The sequence below is a fragment of the Pantoea anthophila genome, assembly GCF_006494375.1.
Lineage (GTDB): Bacteria > Pseudomonadota > Gammaproteobacteria > Enterobacterales > Enterobacteriaceae > Pantoea > Pantoea anthophila.
Window position 1 is genome coordinate 433,546 of sequence record NZ_VHIZ01000050.1, and the last position, 18,363, is coordinate 451,908.

17 protein-coding genes are annotated in these 18,363 nt (G+C 56.2%); all 17 read right to left on the reverse strand.

All coding sequences use genetic code 11. The features are described 5' to 3' along the window. Positions 1 to 4: 4 nt before the first annotated feature. On the reverse strand, positions 5 to 1,300 hold the full coding sequence (gene tolB, locus FJW00_RS14225; RefSeq protein ID WP_046101431.1) for a Tol-Pal system beta propeller repeat protein TolB: 1,296 nt from the start codon (positions 1,298 to 1,300) through the stop codon (positions 5 to 7). Between the two features lie 115 nt (positions 1,301 to 1,415). Continuing rightward, entirely contained in the window at positions 1,416 to 2,756 is a 1,341-nt protein-coding gene (tolA, locus tag FJW00_RS14230; RefSeq protein ID WP_009091391.1) for a cell envelope integrity protein TolA, read from the reverse strand. 27 nt (positions 2,757 to 2,783) lie between these two features. After that, positions 2,784 to 3,212: a colicin uptake protein TolR gene (gene tolR / locus FJW00_RS14235; RefSeq protein WP_009091394.1), complete on the reverse strand. Its 429-nt coding sequence runs from the start codon at positions 3,210 to 3,212 to the stop codon at positions 2,784 to 2,786. A 13-nt stretch (positions 3,213 to 3,225) separates the two neighbouring features. Next, on the reverse strand, positions 3,226 to 3,912 hold the full coding sequence (tolQ, locus tag FJW00_RS14240) for a Tol-Pal system protein TolQ (RefSeq protein WP_009091396.1): 687 nt from the start codon (positions 3,910 to 3,912) through the stop codon (positions 3,226 to 3,228). Beyond that, positions 3,909 to 4,313: a tol-pal system-associated acyl-CoA thioesterase gene (gene ybgC, locus FJW00_RS14245; protein ID WP_009091398.1), complete on the reverse strand. Its 405-nt coding sequence runs from the start codon at positions 4,311 to 4,313 to the stop codon at positions 3,909 to 3,911. The genes tolQ and ybgC overlap by 4 nt, the downstream gene beginning before the upstream one ends. A 177-nt stretch (positions 4,314 to 4,490) precedes the next feature. After that, entirely contained in the window at positions 4,491 to 4,784 is a 294-nt protein-coding gene (gene ybgE, locus FJW00_RS14250; RefSeq protein WP_140924567.1) for a cyd operon protein YbgE, read from the reverse strand. After that, positions 4,784 to 4,888: a cytochrome bd-I oxidase subunit CydX gene (gene cydX / locus FJW00_RS14255; RefSeq protein ID WP_009091402.1), complete on the reverse strand. Its 105-nt coding sequence runs from the start codon at positions 4,886 to 4,888 to the stop codon at positions 4,784 to 4,786. Before cydX ends, ybgE begins: the two co-directional genes overlap by 1 nt. A gap of 15 nt (positions 4,889 to 4,903) precedes the next feature. Next, complete coding sequence (gene cydB / locus FJW00_RS14260; protein WP_046101429.1) at positions 4,904 to 6,043, reverse strand: cytochrome d ubiquinol oxidase subunit II; 1,140 nt, start codon at positions 6,041 to 6,043, stop codon at positions 4,904 to 4,906. An 11-nt stretch (positions 6,044 to 6,054) separates the two neighbouring features. Continuing rightward, positions 6,055 to 7,626 (reverse strand): cytochrome ubiquinol oxidase subunit I, encoded by a 1,572-nt coding sequence (cydA, locus tag FJW00_RS14265; protein WP_140924569.1) that lies wholly within the window; start codon positions 7,624 to 7,626, stop codon positions 6,055 to 6,057. 571 nt (positions 7,627 to 8,197) lie between these two features. Further along, entirely contained in the window at positions 8,198 to 9,073 is an 876-nt protein-coding gene (sucD, locus tag FJW00_RS14270; protein WP_009091407.1) for a succinate--CoA ligase subunit alpha, read from the reverse strand. Further along, entirely contained in the window at positions 9,073 to 10,239 is a 1,167-nt protein-coding gene (sucC, locus tag FJW00_RS14275; RefSeq protein ID WP_009091408.1) for an ADP-forming succinate--CoA ligase subunit beta, read from the reverse strand. The genes sucD and sucC overlap by 1 nt, the downstream gene beginning before the upstream one ends. Before the next feature lie 70 nt (positions 10,240 to 10,309). Then, the gene (gene odhB, locus FJW00_RS14280) at positions 10,310 to 11,533 is read right to left on the reverse strand and encodes a 2-oxoglutarate dehydrogenase complex dihydrolipoyllysine-residue succinyltransferase (RefSeq protein ID WP_009091410.1); all 1,224 of its coding nucleotides are present in this window, start codon (positions 11,531 to 11,533) and stop codon (positions 10,310 to 10,312) included. A gap of 15 nt (positions 11,534 to 11,548) precedes the next feature. After that, on the reverse strand, positions 11,549 to 14,356 hold the full coding sequence (sucA, locus tag FJW00_RS14285; protein WP_009091412.1) for a 2-oxoglutarate dehydrogenase E1 component: 2,808 nt from the start codon (positions 14,354 to 14,356) through the stop codon (positions 11,549 to 11,551). Positions 14,357 to 14,556: 200 nt separating this feature from the next. Then, positions 14,557 to 15,273: a succinate dehydrogenase iron-sulfur subunit gene (locus FJW00_RS14290; RefSeq protein ID WP_009091413.1), complete on the reverse strand. Its 717-nt coding sequence runs from the start codon at positions 15,271 to 15,273 to the stop codon at positions 14,557 to 14,559. 14 nt (positions 15,274 to 15,287) lie between these two features. Next, the gene (gene sdhA / locus FJW00_RS14295; protein ID WP_009091415.1) at positions 15,288 to 17,054 is read right to left on the reverse strand and encodes a succinate dehydrogenase flavoprotein subunit; all 1,767 of its coding nucleotides are present in this window, start codon (positions 17,052 to 17,054) and stop codon (positions 15,288 to 15,290) included. After that, positions 17,055 to 17,402 (reverse strand): succinate dehydrogenase membrane anchor subunit, encoded by a 348-nt coding sequence (gene sdhD, locus FJW00_RS14300; protein WP_009091417.1) that lies wholly within the window; start codon positions 17,400 to 17,402, stop codon positions 17,055 to 17,057. Next, entirely contained in the window at positions 17,396 to 17,785 is a 390-nt protein-coding gene (gene sdhC / locus FJW00_RS14305) for a succinate dehydrogenase cytochrome b556 subunit (RefSeq protein ID WP_009091418.1), read from the reverse strand. The genes sdhD and sdhC overlap by 7 nt, the downstream gene beginning before the upstream one ends. Positions 17,786 to 18,363: the final 578 nt, after the last annotated feature.

Here is an 18,363-nt window from a genome sequence, read left to right on the forward strand (position 1 = left end):
GACATTACAGATACGGCGACCAGGCAGGAAATTTGACCTGTCCATCGGTTGCCGGAAGACGCGCTTTGAAACGGCCGTCGGTTGAAACCAACTGCAGCACGGAACCCATCCCCTGAGTAGAGCTATAGATTACCATTGTGCCGTTTGGTGCCAGGCTCGGCGTTTCATCCAGGAACGTGTCCGTTAACGTTTGAACGGCTCCCGTTTCCAGATCCTGTTTGGCGACGTGCTGCGATCCACCGCTGGTGCTGATCATCACCATGGATTTGCCATCGGTTGCGACATCCGCATCCTGGTTCTGACCGCCTTCCCAGGTAATACGTTGTGGCGCGCCGCCATTAATGCCTACTTTATAAATCTGAGGTGCACCCGCCTGATCCGAGGTATAAGCCAGCGTCTGGCTGTCCGGGAACCAGGTCGGTTCTGTACTGTTATAACGGCCATCGGTGACCTGACGCGTCTGACCTGAAGCCAGATCCATCACATAGAGGTTCAGGCTGCCGGTTTTAGAGAGCGCGAAAGCCAGCTTAGAGCCATCCGGTGAGAACGCCGGGGCACCGTTGTGGCGCGGGTACGAGGCGACCTGACGGATAGCACCGTTCGACAGCGTCTGAACCACCAGCGCAGACTTGCCGCTTTCAAAGGTCACGTAAGCCACTTTGCTGCCATCCGGAGACCAGGCTGGCGACATCAGAGGCTGTGGTGAACGATGAACCACAAACTGGTTGTAACCATCGTAATCCGCTACGCGCAGCTCATACGGGAACTGGCCGCCGTTGGTCTGCACGACATAGGCGATACGGGTACGGAAAGCGCCCTTGATGCCGGTCAGCTTCTCGAAGGTTTCATCACTGGCGGTGTGACCGGCATAACGCAGCCACTGTTTGGTGACTTTATAGGTGTTCTGCGCCAGCACAGTTCCCGGTGCACCACCGGTATCGACCAGCTGATAAGAAACCTGATAGCTGCCATCCGGGTTAGCGGCGACCTGACCGACCACAACCGCGTCGATGCCCAGGGCGCTCCAGGCCGCAGGCTGAACTTCCTGTGCGCTGCCAGGCTGCTGAGGCAGACGTGAGCGATCCAGCGGATTAAATTTGCCACTGTTGCGCAGGTCAGCGGCCACGATGCCGCCGATATCTTCCGGCGCGGCACCTGCACCCGTCCACTTAAATGGCACAACGCCAATCGGGCGAGCGGTGTTGACGCCCTGGGTAATCTCAATTCGAACTTCTGCATGCAGCATGGCTGCCCACAGCAGGATAAAAAAGCCTAACGTAACGCGAAGAGCTTGCTTCATTTTATCTCCCTTATCTGAACCTCAGTCCACGATAATTGGCACTGTTCCTGGAAACCACGAGTAGAACTTAAGTACGGCAAGCTAAACATAGATCAACTTGCCGCCCGTTACTGCATTATTGCGGTTTAAAACGCATAGGGGCGTTCTTAAACACTTCGTAGACCGCCTGGGAAGGCGGCTTCGGAATACGTGCCTGTCGGGCGGCGGTAATCGCGGCCTGACAGAGCGCGGGGTCCCCACCTTCTGACTTAACATCAATCAACAGGCCATCCGGCGCAAGTTTAATCCGCAAATCACAGGTTTTTCCGCGATACAGATCGGCATCATAGAAGCGGCTTTGAATCGCACTGACCACCTGCCCCATGTAGGAGTTGATTTCCGCGCCAGACGCACCCGCTTTCTTCTGGTTTCCCTGCCCTGCTGCGCCGCCGCCAGCGGCCCCGCTTTTCGGTGCATTTTTACCGGAAGCCAGTCCACCCAGCAGATCGTCGACATCGCTGTCGTTGGCCGCATCGGCGGCGGCTTTCGCTTTCGCGTCGGCTTTGGCCTTCGCGGCGGCATCGGCTTTCGCTTTGGCAGCCGCGTCCGCTTTGGCTTTCGCTGCCGCATCGGCTTTCGCTTTGGCCGCGGCTTCTGCTTTCTCTTTCGCCGCTTCTTTAGCCGCCTCTTTCGCGGCTTCCGCTTTGGCTTTTGCGGCTTCCGCCGCTTTCTCTTTCGCTGCCTCTGCGGCTTTTTCTTTGGCTTCTGCGGCTTTCTCTTTCGCCTCTTCAGCCGCTTTCGCTTTGGCCTCGGCAGCCGCTTTCACTTTAGCTTCCGCTGCCGCTTTGGCCTCCGCGTCAGACTTTGCCTTCGCTTCGGCGACGGCTTTCTCTTTTGCCGCCGCCGCCGCAGCGGCTTTCGCCTGCTGATCAGCCTGCTTCTTCGCTTCGGCAGCAGCCTGTTTCGCCTGCTCAGCCGCGGCTTTCGCCTGGGCATCCGCCTGCGCTTTAGCTTCAGCCTTCGCTTTTGCGGCTGCCGCTTCAGCGGTTTTCTGCTGCTCAGCCGCCTGTTTAGCGGCCTGTTCGGCCGCTTTCTGCTGCTCAGCCTGCTGTTTAGCCTCTTCTTTTGCCGCTTCCTGCGCAGCTAAGCGCTCTTTTTCCAGCGCTTTCAGACGCTGCTGTTCGGCGGCCTGCTTCTCCTGCAGCTCTTCAGCCTGCTGCTGCGCCTGCTTTTTACGCTGCTGCTCAGCACGCTGGCTGTCGCTCTGCTGGTTCTGCTGACGGTTATACTGGCTGACGACGGCGCCGGGATCGACCATCACCGCATCGATATCACTGCCGCCACCACCCGCACTGCTGGGGTCAACATGCTCATTAAACGAGCTCCATACCAGCAGCGCGATCAGCACGATATGCAGAATCACCGAAATGATTATCGCGCGCTTTAACTTCTCGTTTTGCTCGGTTGCCTTCGACACACTCGGTTCCCAAAAAACGGTTCGATTTTAAATCGGCTGCGTCATCAAACCGACAGATTTAACACCCGCCTGGTGCAGCAGGTTGAGCGCTTTAATAATTTCATCGTAAGGCACCTCTTTCGCGCCCCCGATCAAAAAGACCGTCTTAGGATTCGCTTCCAGTCGACGCTGCGCTTCGCTGATCACCTGCTCGGGCGGAAGCTGATCCATGCGATCGTGATCCACCACCAGGCTGTACTGACCCACGCCCGCCACCTCAACAATCACCGGCGGATTGTCGTCGCTGGAAACGGTTTTGGAGTCGGTCGCGTCCGGCAGATCCACTTCCACGCTCTGGGTAATAATGGGTGCGGTTGCCATGAAGATCAGCAACAGCACCAGCAGGACGTCCAGCAGCGGAACGATGTTGATTTCCGACTTCAGGTCGCGGTGTTTGCGACCACGTACTCTGGCCATCATTAACCTCTGTTTACTTAGCGTTATCGCTGGAGAAAGCCTGGCGATGCAGGATGGCCGTGAACTCTTCCATAAAGTTGTCGTAGCCCTGCTCCAGTTTGTTGACGCGCTGGTTCAGGCGGTTGTACGCCATCACCGCCGGAATCGCGGCAAACAGACCGATCGCAGTCGCAATCAGTGCTTCAGCAATACCTGGCGCCACCATCTGCAGCGTCGCCTGCTTCACCGCTCCCAGCGCGATAAAGGCGTGCATGATCCCCCAGACGGTGCCGAACAGCCCGATGTAGGGGCTGATTGAACCGACGGTGCCGAGGAAAGGAATGTGGTTTTCCAGCGTTTCCAGCTCGCGGTTCAGCGAGATGCGCATCGCACGGCTGGCGCCATCAATGACCGCTTCCGGCGCATGATTATTGGCGCGATGCAGACGGGCAAACTCTTTAAAGCCGGCGTAGAAAATCTGCTCAGAACCAGCCAGTTCGTCCCGACGCTCCTGACTCTCCTGATAGAGACGCGAAAGCTCGATACCCGACCAGAACTTGTCTTCAAACGCCTCCGCTTCTCTTCCGGCCGCATTCAGAATACGTGTGCGCTGAATAATGATGGCCCAGGAGGCAATAGAAAAGCCGATCAAAATCAACATGATAAGTTTGACCAGAAGGCTCGCCTTCAGGAACAAATCAAGAATGTTCATGTCAGTCACTGCTTGAACTCCGCGACAATAGACTTGGGAAGCGCAATCGGCTTCATCAGATGTGGGTTAATGCAGGCAATCAGGACTTCTGCCTCATTGAGCACTTTGCCTTCAGTATTCACGATACGCTGCGTGAACGTCATCGTGGCCCGTGTCATTGATGTCACTTCACTCTGGATCTCCAGAAGGTCATCAAGACGCGCCGCCGACAGGTAGTCCACCGTCATACGTCGTACCACAAAAGCGACCTGCTGCTCTAACAGCGTCTGCTGATTGAAATGGTGCTGTCGCAACATCTCGGTACGTGCTCGTTCATAAAAAGCGATATAGCTGGCGTGATAAACCACGCCACCGGCATCAGTGTCTTCGTAGTAGACCCGAACCGGCCAGCGAAACAGCGTTGTACTCACTCTACATCCCGGCCTCGTTTTAAACGATGCTACTATACGCAAGAGAATTGGGGTTGGGAATGGGTCGCCAGAGCCAGGCGAAAATAATTATCGCTCCGTAACAAACGGAACGATTTCAGGGAGATTTATTGACCGTACGCTGACAAATATTCACTGACAGCGCCGGAAAGGCGGGGGCTAAACGTAAAAACGGTAAAGGGCAATCATTAACACCAGCACGGCGGGTAACGGCGTAAACAGCGCCTGCCATCGGGTTTTTCGTGGCCGGAAACCCACGCCGTGGATCACCCCGCAGCAGACCGCCCAGATCAGCACCAGCGCCTGCAGCGCAGGTAACTCCCCTGTCTGATTGGCAAAACGTGCAGGATCCCACATCACCCCGCCCGCCGTCAGCAGTGCCAGCAGCAGAGAGAGGGCCCGTAACGGGCCCTTATCCATCAGATCATACAGCATCCGAATCAGCGTTCGCATCAGTGAGACTCATCCTGCGCTTCAATGTGCTCAATCGCCAGCGCGGTGATGATACCAAAGGCACAGGCCAGCAGAGTGCCGAGAATCCAGGCAAAATACCACATGCGACATCTCCTTAATCAGTAGAGTGAGTGACTGTTGCTTTCAATATGCTCTTTGGTGATACGACCAAACATCTTCCAGTAGCACCAGGTGGTGTAGGCCAGAATGATCGGCACAAAGATAACGGCGGCAATGGTCATGGTTTGCAGCGTCAGCAGGCTGGACGTGGCGTCCCACATCGTCAGGCTGGTGCCCGGCACGGTGCTGGACGGCATGATGAACGGGAACATCGCAATACCCGCCGTCATGATGACGCAGGCCAGCGTCAGCGAGGAGAACAGGAACGCCCAGGCCCCCTTCTCCACTCGTGAGCAGAAGATGGTCAGCAGCGGCAGGAGCACACCCAGCAGCGGGAACAGCCACAGCACAGGATGCTGCTGGAAATTCACAAGCCAGGCTCCCGCTTCGCGCACCACGGTTTTACCCAGCGGGTTGGAGGCGGCGAAGTGATCCAGAGGGCTGGTCACCACATAGCCATCAATGCCATATTTCACCCAGACACCCGCCAGGATGAAGCAGACCATCATCACCAGCGCGGCAAGCTGTGCGGCGGTGCGTGAACGCAGATGCAGTTCACCGGTGGTGCGCATCTGCAGATAGGTCGCACCCTGCGCCAGAATCATCGCCACACTGACCACACCCGCCAGCAGACCAAATGGATTCAGCAGCTGGAAGAAGTTACCGGTGTAGAACAGACGCAGATACTCGTCGGCATGGAACGGCACGCCCTGTAACAGGTTGCCAAACGCCACGCCAATCACCAGCGGCGGGACAAAACTGCCAATGAAAATGCCCCAGTCCCAGGCACCGCGCCAGCGGTTGTCTTCAATCTTTGAGCGGTAGTCGAAACCGACCGGACGGAAGAATAGCGACGCAAGCACGAGGATCATCGCCACATAGAAGCCCGAAAAGGCGGCCGCGTAGACCATCGGCCAGGCGGCAAACAGCGCCCCTCCGGCGGTGATCAGCCAGACCTGGTTGCCGTCCCAGTGCGGGGCGATGGTGTTAATCATGATGCGACGTTCGGTATCGGAGCGTCCCAGAATGCGTGTCAGCATACCGACGCCCATATCGAAACCATCGGCGACGGCAAAGCCGATCAGCAGCACGCCAATCAACAGCCACCAGACAAAGCGCAGAACTTCGTAATCAAACATGGTCGCTCTCCTTATCCCTGTACCGGCTGAGGGGTTGCCGTGATCTGCTCGTGGTGATAACGCCCGGTTTTCAGACTGCTCGGCCCGAGGCGGGCGAATTTGAACATCAGGTACATTTCAGCCACCAGGAACAGGGTATAGAGGCCACAGATCAGAATCATTGAGAACAGCAGATCGCCTGTGGTCAGGGAGGAGTTAGCCACCGCCGTCGGCAGAATTTCACCGATGGCCCAGGGCTGACGGCCATACTCCGCGACAAACCAGCCTGATTCCACCGCAATCCACGGCAGCGGAATCCCCAGCAGTGCCGCTTTCAGCAACCCACGGTTCTTACCGATGCGATTACGTATCACGCTCCAGAAGGAAAGCGTGATGATGGCCAGCAGCAGCACGCCGCAGAGCACCATGATGCGAAACGCGAAGTAAAGTGGCGCCACACGCGGGATAGAATCCTGCGTCGCCTGCCTGATCTGCGCGTCCGTCGCATCCGCCACGTTGTCGGTATAGCGTTTCAGCAGCAGACCGTAGCCGAGATCCTGTTTGTGACTGTTAAAGGCGTCACGTACTGCCGGATCCTGGCTGCCGCTGCGCAGCTCATTCAGCAGGGTGTAGGCCTTCATACCGTTGCGGATGCGCACCTCATGCTGTGCCATCAGATCTTTCAGGCCGGTGACGGGCGTATCGGTGGATCGGGTGGCGATCAGGCCCAGCAGCCAGGGGATCTGAATCGCATAGCGGTTCTCCTGAGTCACCTGATCCGGCAGGCCAAACAGCGTAAATGAAGCCGGTGCCGGCTGGGTCTCCCACTCGGCTTCAATCGCGGCGAGTTTGGTTTTCTGCACGTCACCCATTTCATAGCCGGACTCATCGCCCAGCAGGATCACTGACAGCACCGCCGCCATGCCAAAACTGGCGGCAATGGCGAACGAGCGTTTTGCAAAGGCGAGATCACGCCCTTTCAGCATGTACCACGCGCTGATGCCGAGAATAAACATCGCACCGGTGGTATAACCCGCCGCCACGGTGTGCACGAATTTGACCTGCGCGACCGGGTTCAGCACCAGTTGCGAGAAGCTGACCATCTCCATACGCATGGTTTCGAAGTTAAATTCAGAGGCGATCGGGTTCTGCATCCAGCCGTTAGCGACCAGAATCCAGAGCGCCGACATGTTCGATCCCAGCGCCACCAGCCAGGTGACCGCCATATGCTGCACTTTGCCCAGCCGATCCCAGCCAAAGAAGAACAGGCCGACAAAGGTCGATTCCAGGAAGAACGCCATCAGACCTTCAATGGCGAGCGGCGCACCGAAGATATCGCCGACGTAGTGAGAGTAATAGGACCAGTTAGTGCCGAACTGAAATTCCATCGTCAGTCCGGTGGCCACACCCAGCGCAAAGTTAATACCAAATAACTTGCCCCAGAACTTCGTCATATCTTTATAAATCTGTTTGCCGCTCAGCACATAGACCGTTTCCATAATCGCCAGCAGAAACGCCATACCCAGCGTTAAAGGGACGAACAGAAAATGGTACATCGCCGTTAAGGCAAACTGTAATCGCGACAGCTCGACGATATCTAACATAAGGACTCCTTGCTCCTCGCTTTCTCTCGATTACGTGCGCGAATCGCGAACGTAATCGGGGTCAGGAACGACTGTTTATTGATTCCAGTTTTTTTATTACCCGCAGACCCGGCCTGTAAGCTGCCGGGACAGGTCATTCACGCATGCAGCAGCTCTGAATTGTCAATCCGCGCTTTCATTAACGCGTGCTATAACAGGAGAAAAGTGGGTGTCATCCCGGGTTGAGCAGACGTTTGAAAATGTGTGTAAAAGGCTGGATTGATGCAGCGCAATTTACGCCCTTAGCGTTGCGCTTTGCCAGAGAAATAGTTGGATATAAGTCGCGATTAATTGATCTGAAATAACGCAATAAGTTTCCAGATAAGGTCAGGTAGGGTTCTTGTTAATAAGATGTCATTACTTAAATCAGGAGTGAGAAAATAGATCACGTTTGCCATTATTTATTAACCTGGCAGGCGCCCGGACGACATGATCATGCAGCCTGTTTCCCTTCCCGCTGACGGTCCTCTCCCCCGGGTTAATCGCAAAAAAAAAGCCACCCGAAGGTGGCTGAGTCTCAGATGACGCTGGCTTATTTAGCCGGTAATACTGCTTTCACGGCGTCACCGATGTCCGCCAGACTGCGAACGGTCTTCACGCCTGCCGCTTCCAGCGCCGCAAACTTCTCATCAGCGGTGCCTTTACCACCGGCAATGATGGCGCCCGCATGGCCCATACGTTTGCCTTTAGGCGCCGTCACACCCGCGATGTAACCCACGACAGGCTTGGTCACGTGCTCTTTGATGAAGGCTGCCGCTTCTTCTTCTGCGCTGCCGCCGATCTCGCCGATCATCACGATCGCTTCCGTCTGCGGGTCATCCTGGAACAGTTTCAGGATGTCGATGAAGTTAGATCCCGGGATCGGGTCGCCGCCGATACCCACACAGGTCGACTGGCCGTAACCGATATCGGTGGTCTGCTTAACCGCTTCATAGGTCAGCGTACCGGAACGTGAGACGATACCCACGCGGCCCGGCTGGTGAATGTGGCCCGGCATGATGCCGATTTTGCATTCGCCTGGGGTGATGACACCCGGGCAGTTTGGACCGATCATCCGCACGCCCGCTTCATCCAGCTTCACCTTCACGGTCAGCATATCCAGCGTCGGGATACCTTCGGTGATGGTGATGATCAGTTTGATGCCCGCTTCAATCGCTTCCAGGATGCCATCTTTGCAGAACGGTGCCGGAACGTAGATCACGGTTGCCGTTGCGCCGGTCGCTTCTACCGCTTCACGCACGGTGTTGAACACCGGCAGACCGAGGTGAGTCGTGCCGCCTTTGCCTGGCGTGACGCCGCCAACCAGTTGGGTACCGTAGGCCAGCGCCTGTTCAGAATGGAAAGTTCCCTGGCCACCGGTGAAACCCTGGCAAATGACTTTGGTGTTTTTGTCGATCAGAATGGACATTATTTACCCTCCGCGGCAGCAACAACACGCTGTGCGGCGTCTGTCAGGCTGGTTGCTGCAATGATGTTCAGACCGCTGTCCGCCAGTTTCTGGGCGCCCAGCTCGGCGTTGTTACCTTCCAGACGTACCACCACTGGCACGTTCACACCCACTTCAGCAACTGCGCCGATGATGCCGTCGGCAATCAGGTCACAGCGTACGATACCGCCGAAGATGTTAACGAAGACGGCTTTCACCGCATCGTCAGAGAGGATGATTTTGAAGGCTTCGGTTACGCGCTCTTTGGTTGCGCCGCCGCCGACATCAAGGAAGTTTGCTGGCTGGCCGCCGTGGTGCTTAACGATGTCCATGGTGCCCATCGCCAGACCTGCGCCGTTAACCATACAGCCGATGTTGCCTTCCAGCGCAACATAGTTCAGTTCCCACTGTGTCGCGTGCGCTTCACGGGGATCTTCCTGGCTTGGATCGCGCATTTCGCGCAGCTCTGGCTGGCGGAACAGGGCATTGCCATCGGCACCCAGTTTGCCATCCAGGCAGATCAGGTCGCCCTGCTTCGTGATCACCAGCGGGTTGATCTCAACCATCGCCAGATCGCGCTCCAGGAACAGTGTCGCCAGACCCATAAAGATCTTGGTGAACTGGCCGACCAGCTTACCGGTCAGGCCGAGTTTGAATGCCAGCTCGCGGCCCTGGTACGGTTGCGGACCGGTCAGCGGATCCAGCGCCATTTTGTGGATCAGATGCGGGGTCTCTTCCGCTACTTTTTCGATTTCCACGCCGCCTTCGGTTGAGGCCATGAAAATCACACGACGGGTAGCACGATCCACCACCGCACCCAGGTAGAGTTCCTGGTCGATGTCGGTCGCGGCTTCAACCAGAATCTGGTTAACCGGCTGGCCGTTCGCATCTGTCTGATAGGTCACCAGGCGTTTGCCCAGCCAGTTTTCAGCAAAAGCACGGATATCTTCTTTGCTGTTAACCACTTTCACACCGCCCGCTTTACCGCGGCCACCGGCATGAACCTGACATTTAACTACCCACGGGCCTGCGCCAATTTTAGAGGCTGCTTCTTCCGCTTCACGTGGTGTAGTACAGGCGTAACCCGTTGGTGCCGGCATGCCATACCGTGCAAACAGCTGTTTCGCCTGGTATTCGTGTAAGTTCATGATGTTCTATCCATTCAGGTCTGAAAAGAGTAATGAGGTTGGGCGCACGCGAAGGTGCGCCCGGTGAAAATCAGACATCCAGCAGCAGACGTGCTGGATCTTCCAGCATCTCTTTCACTGCAACCAGATAACCCACAGATTCACGGCCATCGATCAGGCGGTGGTCGTAGGAGAGCGCCAGATACATCATTGGCAGCACCACAACCTGACCATTGACCGCCATCGGGCGATCTTTGATAGCGTGCATGCCCAGAATGGCGCTCTGCGGTGGGTTGATGATCGGCGTAGACATGAGTGAACCAAAGACGCCGCCGTTGGTGATGGTAAAGTTACCGCCGGTCAGATCCTCAACCGTCAGCTTACCGTCACGGCCTTTCACGGCCAGCTCTTTAATTTTCTTCTCGATGTCGGCCATGCTCAGCGCATCGACGTCACGCAGCACTGGCGTCACCAGACCGCGCGGCGTGGAGACCGCAATGCTGACGTCGAAGTAGTTGTGGTAAACCACATCTTCGCCATCGATAGAGGCGTTCACTTCCGGATAGCGTTTCAGCGCTTCAACGACCGCTTTCAGGTAGAAGGACATGAAGCCCAGACGGACACCGTGACGCTTCTCAAAAGCCTCACCATACTGCTTGCGCAGATCCATGATGGGCTTCATGTTGATTTCGTTGAAGGTGGTCAGCATCGCGGTGCTGTTTTTCGCTTCCAGCAGACGCTCAGCAACACGCTTACGCAGACGGGTCATCGGCACGCGTTTTTCGCTGCGATTTGCGATCGGCTGCGGCGCGGCAGCGGCTTCAGCGGCCGGTGCGGCAGCTTTGGTATCCTGCGGCTTGCTGGCAAGATGTTTTTCAACATCTTCACGGGTCAGACGTCCGCCCACACCGCTGCCTTTGATCTGCGAGGCATCCAGGTTGTGCTCAGCAATCAGACGGCGGATAGCCGGGCTGAGCGCATCGTTGCTCTCTTCTTCCAGCGACGCGGTCTGACGCTGAGCCGGAGTCGACTCTTTGCTTTCAGACTTCGCGCTGGTCTCTTTACCGGCGCTGTTGCCCTCTTTCAGGCGGCCCAGGATCTGGCGTGAAGTGACGGTGGCGCCCTCTTCTTCCAGCACGGCTTCCAGAATACCGTCAGCCGCCGCAGGCACTTCCAGCACCACTTTGTCGGTTTCGATTTCAACCAGCACTTCATCGCGAGTGACGGCATCGCCTGGTTTTTTGTGCCAGGTTGCCACTGAGGCATCGGCAACCGATTCAGGCAGGTCGGGAACGAGAATATCTACGCTACTCATTATCTTTCCTTTTAATTAATTAACGTTCAGCGCGTCATTAACCAGGTCTTGCTGCTGTTGTTGGTGTACGGACATGTAACCCACGGCCGGTGAGGCGGATGCCGGGCGGCCTGCATAACGTAAGGTCGCGCCAAACGGCACAACTTCACGGAAGTGATGCTGGCTGCAATACCAGGCGCCCTGATTCAGCGGCTCTTCCTGACACCAGACAAAATCCTGCACGTGAGAATACGCTTTTAATGCTTCCTGTACCGCCTGATGCGGGAAAGGATAGAGCTGCTCGATGCGCACGATGGCCACATCGGTCTGCTCGTTTTTACGACGCTGCTCCAGCAGGTCGTAATAGACTTTACCGGAACAGAGCACGACGCGTTTCACGCCCTGCGGATCGAGATCGTCAATTTCACCAATCGCCGGCTGGAAACTGCCGTTTGCCAGTTCATCCAGCGTTGAGATTGCCAGCGGATGACGCAGCAGTGATTTCGGTGACATCACAATCAGCGGACGACGCATACCGCGCAGCGCCTGACGACGCAGCATGTGGTAAACCTGCGCCGGGGTTGAAGGCACGCAGACCTGCATGTTCTGCTCAGCGCAGAGTTGCAGATAACGCTCCAGACGCGCAGAGGAGTGCTCCGGTCCCTGACCTTCATAGCCGTGCGGCAGCAGCATCACCAGACCACACATGCGGCCCCATTTCTGCTCACCGGAGCTGATGAACTGATCGATAACCACCTGTGCGCCGTTGGCGAAGTCACCAAATTGCGCTTCCCAGATGGTCAGGATGCGGGGTTCAGCCGTCGCGTAGCCATATTCAAAGGCCAGCACCGCCTCTTCGGACAGCACGGAGTCCCAGACTTTAAACTGGCCCTGACCACTGTGCACATGGTGCAGCGGGGTGTAGGTGGAGCCGTTCGCCTGGTTATGAATGACAGCGTGACGGTGGAAGAAGGTGCCGCGACCGGTATCTTCGCCCGACAGGCGCACCGGAATGCCTTCATCGACCAGTGTGGCGTAGGCCAGGTTCTCTGCCCCGCCCCAGTCGAAGGCTTTTTCACCTTCGGCCATCAGGCGACGGTCGTTGTAGATCTTGGCGACACGCGACTGAACTTCCACCTCTTCAGGCACCTGGCTGATACGCAGCGCCAGCTCCTTCAGACGTTTCAGCTCAACCTGCGCCGGATAAGGCTCATCCCACTCATGGTTCAGGTAAGGTGACCAGGTAAAGGAGTGCAGGCTCATCGGACGCCATTCCGGCACCACACACTCGCCCGCATCCAGCGCGTCACGGTAAAGATTGACCATCTCGGTCGCATCTTCCTGCGTGGCAACGGCTTCACCTTCCAGACGGTCAGCGTAGATTTTGCGTGGCGTCGGGTGTTTTTTGATTTTCTGGTACATCAGCGGCTGGGTCGCGCTTGGCTCATCCGCCTCGTTGTGACCATGACGGCGATAGCAGACCAGATCGATAAACACATCACGCTTAAAGGTGTTGCGGTAATCGAGTGCCAGACGGGTAACAAAGGCCACCGCTTCCGGGTCGTCAGCGTTGACGTGGAAGATCGGCGCCAGCACCATTTTGCCGATGTCGGTGCAGTATGGCGTAGAGCGCGCATCTTTCGGGTTAGAGGTGGTAAAGCCCACCTGGTTGTTGATCACGATGCGAACCGTGCCACCCACTTCATAACCGCGCGCCTGAGACATGTTCAGGGTTTCCTGAACCACGCCCTGACCAATGACGGCCGCATCACCGTGAATGGTGATCGGTAAAACTTTATTGCTGGCTGGCTCATCGAGACGATCAAGACGGGCGCGAACCGACCCCATCACCACCGGGCTGACGATCTCCAGATGTGACGGGTTAAACGCCAGCGCCAGATGCACCAGGCCGCCTTCCGTTTCCACGTCAGAAGAGAAGCCCATGTGGTACTTCACGTCACCGGTGCCCAGATGCTCTTTGTGTTTACCGGCGAACTCGTCGAACAGATCCTGCGGCTTTTTACCCAGCACGTTGATCAGCACGTTGAGACGGCCGCGGTGCGCCATACCCAGCACCACTTCACGGGTTCCGCTCTTACCGGCATGACGGATCATTTCGCGCAGCATCGGAATCAGCGCGTCGCCACCTTCCAGCGAGAAGCGTTTCGCACCCGGGAATTTCGCTCCCAGATATTTCTCCAGCCCTTCTGCGGCGGTCAGCTCTTTCAGGAAACCTTTTTTCTCTTCGTTGCTGAACGCTGCACGGCCCGCCACGGACTCAAGACGCTGCTGGATCCAGCGTTTCTCATCGGTGTTGTTGATGTGCATATATTCCGCACCAATCGAGCCGCAGTAAGTCTGGGTCAGCGCCTCGAAGAGATCGGCCAGCTTCATGGTCTCTTTGCCGATGGCAAAAGAGCCGACGTTAAAGCTTTCCTGAAAATCGGCCTCGGTCAGATCGTGAAAAGCGGGATCAAGATCGGCCACCCGGTCCTGTTTCCACAGGCCAAGCGGATCGAGGTTGGCGTGCTGATGACCGCGAAAACGGAACGCGTTAATCAGCTGCAACACTTTCACTTGCTTGGAGTTGGTTTCCGGATCGGAGAGAGATGAGGTGTAACGAGATGCGTCTTTCGCCAGGCGACGGAAGTACTCACGTGTGGTGGAGTGAAACTGCTCAGGTTTCATTCCGGTGCCCGGTAACTGCTGGAACATCGAGCGCCACACTGCATCGACAGAGTCAGGATCGGTCAGGAAATCCTCATAGAGCTGCTCTATGTAAGACTGATTCGCGCCGGCCAGCCAGGAAGAGTCCAGCCAGGGTTTCATCGCGCTGTTCTGCATTGTGATCCCTTAAGCATTGCTATGCTTTTTTGAGGTTTCATTTGTTGCCGCTTTCGCGGTTTGCCGTAGTGAGTTCAGCGATACGAGCACTCTGCGCAGCGCGCGTGGCCCGTAAGGGAACCTTTGTAAACGTGGTCATCACCGCGCTTACAGAGGCTTCCGTAAAACACCGGGAACCTGAGGTTCCCGGCAAGTACACATCATGCACCGCGCTGCAGCAGCATCGACTTGATATGGCCGATGGCGCGCGTCGGGTTCAGCCCTTTCGGGCATACGCTCACACAGTTCATAATGCTGTGACAGCGGAATACGCTGAAAGCATCATTCAGATTGTCGAGGCGCGACTCGGTTTCGGTGTCGCGGCTGTCAATCAGGAAGCGGTATGCGGCCAGCAGACCGGCTGGACCAATGAACTTCTCCGGATTCCACCAGAATGACGGGCAGGAGGTTGAGCAGCAGGCACAGAGAATACATTCGTACAGGCCATCCAGATGTTCACGCTCATCCGGTGACTGCAGATGTTCACGTGCTGGCGGATTTTCCCCATTATTCAACAGGAAAGGCTTAATTTTCTCATATTGTGCATAAAACTGGCTCATGTCTACTACCAGGTCACGCACGACCGGTAAGCCCGGCAGCGGACGGATAACAATTTTCTGTTTTCCGTTGCCCAGTGCCGATACCGGCGTGATACAGGCCAGACCGTTTTTACCGTTCATGTTGAGGCCGTCAGAGCCGCAGACACCTTCACGGCAGGAGCGACGGAAGGCCAGGGTCGGATCTTTCTCTTTCAGGCGGATCAGCGCATCCAGCAGCATCATGTCACGACCATCTTCCGATTCCAGCGTGTAATCCTGCATACGCGGTTTGTCGTCGACGTCTGGATTGTAGCGATAAATTGAAAACTCGAGTCTCATCGTCGTCTCCGGAATTAGTAGGTGCGCACTTTCGGCGGGAAGGCCGCGCGCAGTTTCGGCTGCATGTTCACCTCACGGCGCGTCATGCTTTCGGTTTCCGGGACATAAAGACTGTGGCACAGCCAGTTTTCATCATCACGATCCGGGAAGTCGAAGCGACTGTGCGCACCGCGGCTCTCGGTGCGGTAGTTAGCCGCGACCGCCGTGGCAAAGGCCGTCTCCATCAGGTTATCCAGCTCCAGACACTCAATACGCTGGGTGTTGAAATCGGGTGAGCGGTCATCCAGACGCGCTGACTTCAGGCGCTGGCGAATCTCTTTCAACTCTTCCAGACCCTGCGCCATCGCATCACCTTCACGGAAGACCGAGAAGTTGTTCTGCATGCAGCGTTGCAGCGCTTTGCGAATCTCAACCGGGTCTTCACCGGTGGTGTTGTTTTCCCAGCGGTTGAAACGCTCCATCGCCACGGCGATTTCATCTTCAGTCGCATCACGCAGGTCGCCCTGCTCCTGGATGCTCTCCAGCAGATGCAGACCCGCCGCGCGGCCAAAGACCACCAGGTCCAGCAGGGAGTTACCACCCAGACGGTTGGCTCCGTGCACCGAAACACAGGCGATTTCGCCGACGGCGAACAGGCCAGGAATCACCACGTCTTCGCCCTGCTCGTTCACGCGCAGCGCCTGACCGGTTACTTTGGTCGGAATGCCGCCCATCATGTAGTGGCAGGTCGGGATAACCGGGATAGGCTCTTTGATCGGATCGGCGTGGGCAAAGGTGCGCGACAGCTCCAGGATACCCGGCAGACGCGATTCCAGCACCTCTTTACCCAGATGATCGAGTTTCAGTTTGATGTGCGGGCCCCACGGACCGTCACAGCCGCGACCTTCACGGATTTCAATCATCATCGAGCGCGCAACCACGTCGCGGCCCGCCAGGTCTTTGGCGTTTGGCGCATAACGCTCCATGAAGCGTTCGCCATGTTTGTTCAGCAGGTAGCCACCTTCACCACGGCAGCCTTCCGTGACCAGCACACCCGCACCCGCGATGCCGGTTGGGTGGAACTGCCACATCTCCATATCCTGCACCGGCACGCCTGCGCGCAGCGCCATACCGACACCGTCACCGGTGTTGATGTGGGCATTGGTGGTGGACTGATAGATACGGCCTGCACCGCCGGTCGCCAGAATGGTCGCCTTCGCTTTGAAGTAGACGGTTTCGCCGGTTTCGATGCAGATAGCGGTACAACCCACTACCGCGCCATCGGCGTTTTTCACCAGATCCAGCGCGTACCACTCCGAGAAGATGGTGGTTTTGTTTTTCAGGTTCTGCTGATAGAGCGTATGCAGCAGGGCGTGACCGGTACGGTCAGCGGCCGCCGCCGTACGTGCCGCCTGCTCGCCGCCGAAGTTTTTCGACTGACCACCAAACGGACGCTGATAAACACGGCCATCTTCCAGACGGGAGAATGGCAGGCCCATATGCTCCAGCTCCAGAATCGCTTCCGGGCCGGTTTTGCACATATATTCAATCGCGTCCTGGTCACCGATATAGTCGGAACCTTTGACGGTGTCATACATATGCCATTCCCAGTTATCTTCGTGGGTATTACCCAGCGCAACGGTGATACCGCCCTGCGCAGATACCGTGTGGGAACGGGTCGGGAAAACTTTGGATAACAGGGCACAGCTCTGGCCGCCCTGGGAGATTTGCAGTGCGGCGCGCATTCCTGCGCCACCTGCGCCGATCACCACGGCATCAAATTCTCTGATTGGCAAACTCATTTACACACCCCACACCACAACAAAGCCATAAATCGCATACCACAACAGCGCCACGACAATCACAAACTGCAGCAACAAACGGGTTGGCAGCGATTTAACGTAGTCTGTTAACACCTGCCACATCCCGATCCAGCCGTGGATCAGAATGGAGAAGAGCGTCAGCAGCGTGAACACTTTGGTGAAGGCGGAGGCGAAGAAGCCACGCCACAGGTCATACGTCAGCGTGTCTGTCATCACCACGAAACCGAGGATGTAGACGATGTAGAGCGTAATGAGAATTGCAGTTGCGCGCAGCAGCAGCCAGTCCTGAATGCCGTTGCGACCCAATGCGGATGCATTGCTTACCATACGAGGACTCCCGCCAGAATTGCCAGCACGACAGTGATCACAAAAGTTATATGTGCTGAGCGCTTACCGACCTGCAGCGTTTCAGCCAGATAACCAAAATCCATCAACATATGACGAATCCCGCTCACCGCGTGATAGGCCAGCGCCGTTAAGATGCCCCACATGATAAACTTCGCGAAGAAGCCATCCATAATGGACGCAGCGTGCTGGAAACCTTCAGGAGAGGAGAGAGAGAGACCGAGTAGCCACAGCAGGATGCCAATGGCAACCAGGGTGATTACGCCGGAGACGCGGTGAAGAATGGATGATATTGCAGTAACGGGAAACCGGATCGTCGAGAGATCCAAGTTGACAGGTCTTTGTTTTTTCACGGTTTTGCCCACACAGCTCTTTTTTATTTTGCTTCCTCCGGACCTGAGGCGGAGTCTAATCACAACGCGTGGCAGACTTTAACCGTCACCAAACAAGCAACATCCAGTGTTAATTGACGCGGTAGTAAACGCTGGGTGGCTCCTGGTGTCAGGGTGTTCCGGAGACCTGCCTGGAGTATAGGAGGATCACATTCTGATTACAATTCCCCTACAAACTCTTTGGTATATTTTAGGTAGAACAGTGATCATACTCACGATTTTCACAATTGATACAATTTTAATTATCTGATTTGACAATAGTTCAACAATTCAGTTACAAACTAAGCCTGTAAATTCCTATGATGCACAAAAGTTATGGGGATACACTTTCCCCTAAGCGCAAGTTATGTAACATTGCGATAATGAGCATTAAAAAGCATCAGGTTATTGGTTACCAAGAAGTTATGTCCTGACCGGATCTTTAACAACCGCGATATGCAGCATGTCCATGGCTCACAGGTTCCCGCTGGGAACGCGCCGCTCACTCTGTACCCTGCACCGGCCTGATCGCCGCAGAGTGATACTGTGTTGTTTTGCCAACCGCAACATGA

Excerpts from the sequence above, each read along its gene's own strand:
- tolB (WP_046101431.1), bottom strand. The coding sequence starts at position 1,300 with ATGAAGCAAGCTCTTCGCGTTACGTTAGGCTTTTTTATCCTGCTGTGG.
- tolR (WP_009091394.1), bottom strand. The coding sequence starts at position 3,212 with ATGGCCAGAGTACGTGGTCGCAAACACCGCGACCTGAAGTCGGAAATC.
- ybgE (WP_140924567.1), bottom strand. The coding sequence starts at position 4,784 with ATGCGAACGCTGATTCGGATGCTGTATGATCTGATGGATAAGGGCCCG.
- cydX (WP_009091402.1), bottom strand. The coding sequence starts at position 4,888 with ATGTGGTATTTTGCCTGGATTCTCGGCACTCTGCTGGCCTGTGCCTTT.
- cydB (WP_046101429.1), bottom strand. The coding sequence starts at position 6,043 with ATGTTTGATTACGAAGTTCTGCGCTTTGTCTGGTGGCTGTTGATTGGC.
- cydA (WP_140924569.1), bottom strand. The coding sequence starts at position 7,626 with ATGTTAGATATCGTCGAGCTGTCGCGATTACAGTTTGCCTTAACGGCG.
- sucD (WP_009091407.1), bottom strand. The coding sequence starts at position 9,073 with ATGTCCATTCTGATCGACAAAAACACCAAAGTCATTTGCCAGGGTTTC.
- sucC (WP_009091408.1), bottom strand. The coding sequence starts at position 10,239 with ATGAACTTACACGAATACCAGGCGAAACAGCTGTTTGCACGGTATGGC.
- odhB (WP_009091410.1), bottom strand. The coding sequence starts at position 11,533 with ATGAGTAGCGTAGATATTCTCGTTCCCGACCTGCCTGAATCGGTTGCC.
- sucA (WP_009091412.1), bottom strand. The coding sequence starts at position 14,356 with ATGCAGAACAGCGCGATGAAACCCTGGCTGGACTCTTCCTGGCTGGCC.
- FJW00_RS14290 (WP_009091413.1), bottom strand. The coding sequence starts at position 15,273 with ATGAGACTCGAGTTTTCAATTTATCGCTACAATCCAGACGTCGACGAC.
- sdhA (WP_009091415.1), bottom strand. The coding sequence starts at position 17,054 with ATGAGTTTGCCAATCAGAGAATTTGATGCCGTGGTGATCGGCGCAGGT.
- sdhD (WP_009091417.1), bottom strand. The coding sequence starts at position 17,402 with ATGGTAAGCAATGCATCCGCATTGGGTCGCAACGGCATTCAGGACTGG.